2 protein-coding genes and 1 pseudogene are annotated in these 1276 nt (G+C 44.4%); all 3 read left to right on the top strand.

The genetic code is table 11. The features are described from left to right. The coding region (locus A3762_RS12115; RefSeq protein ID WP_304439285.1) for a GspL/Epsl periplasmic domain-containing protein at window positions 1-277 on the top strand (277 nt) is incomplete at its 5' end. Window positions 278-285: 8 nt separating this feature from the next. Beyond that, complete coding sequence (gspM, locus tag A3762_RS12110) at window positions 286-786, top strand: type II secretion system protein GspM (RefSeq protein ID WP_068754482.1); 501 nt, start codon at window positions 286-288, stop codon at window positions 784-786. Window positions 787-854: 68 nt separating this feature from the next. Next, window positions 855-1276, top strand: a pseudogene (locus tag A3762_RS12105) (GNAT family N-acetyltransferase); the annotation flags it as partial.

The raw sequence follows: 1276 nt of genomic DNA, 5'->3' as shown, positions 1-1276 counted from the left end.
ATCGAACAATAAAGGTGCTGATGTTGGATTCTTGACCTTATTAGGCGAAGCAGGCTATCAATACCAGCAGCGCAAAAACTCTACTGATATTCAGTTTACTGCCTTGAGTTTTAACGCCCAGCGCGGTGAGCTAGTAATCGAACTACGCGCTAAGAATTTTGAACAGATGGATCAGCTGAAAACCGCAATTGTTTCGGCAGGTTTGATTGCGAAAATAAGTTCCGCGGTTCAAGAGAATCAATATTACCGCGGACGTTTGAGCGTAAGTGAGGGGTAGGGTAAATCATGATTAAAAGTCCATTGTTTACTCAGGCGAAGGATCGTTGGGAATCGCTAGAAGCGCGTGAGCAGTTCAGCCTAAAAGTTATGTTTGTCGCAGTTGTTACTTCACTTATGTACTTCGCAATGTGGGTGCCAGCACAAAGCTATATGGATCGCGCCGAGCAAGACCTAAAAGATAAAGCAGCTCTTCTTGAATTGGTTAAGAGTTCGCGCGATCAGCTGCGCAGTTCTTCATCGAATACGTCGAATGCTTCTAATCTTAATAGCCAGCAATTGGTTTCTACTGTGACGAACATGGCACGAAAGCAATCATTAAACCTAAAACGTTTTGAACCTAGCGGAGAGAATAAGGTCAAACTCTGGGTTGAAGATGTGTCCTTCGATACATTAGTCACATGGCTCAGCACTCTCGAACGTAGTGTTGGGGTGCAGGTCGAGCAAATTTCCGTTGAAAAAGAAGATAAACCCGGTATTGTTAGTGCAAGGTTGACGCTATCGTCCTAAACTGACTGCACTTGTGCTCTTATGAGCACACTACGTTTAGCTCGTTCATCTATAAAAGGGGTCCCAGGATGCCAATTACCACCGATGAAGTAGAGGCGCGTGTAGTAAGGCTTGATGCCAGTGCCATTAAGGAAGCAAGAACAATTCTATTTCGTGCTTACAAGCACGAACCTACTTTCAAATATTTGTTCCAAGCGGAACGTCCTGGCTATGATCAGCGAGTACGCGCCACTATTCGGGAATTATGCCACTTACACTTTTCGTTAGATCAAGAAGTAATCGGTTTAACACTAGACAGTCGCTTGATCGCGGTTGCTCTAGTTGGTAGCCCTGTGGTTCGTCTTGATTTGAGTCGGCAATTTGCTTGGCGAATGCGAATGTTATTAACGGCAGGTTCTGAAAGTACTTGGCGATACATTGAATATCATAAGCAAATTCATAAAGTTCTTCCTCACGGAGAGCACCATGAGCTTCCTTTGATTGGTGTCGA

The sequence above is a fragment of the Oleiphilus sp. HI0125 genome (assembly GCF_001635355.1).
Note: the sequence above shows the minus strand (reverse complement) of the source record. Positions and strands in the feature narration are given on the sequence as shown.

Bases quoted from the DNA above. Each gene is read 5' to 3' on its own strand.
- gspM (WP_068754482.1), top strand. From the start codon at position 286: ATGATTAAAAGTCCATTGTTTACTCAGGCGAAGGATCGTTGGGAATCG.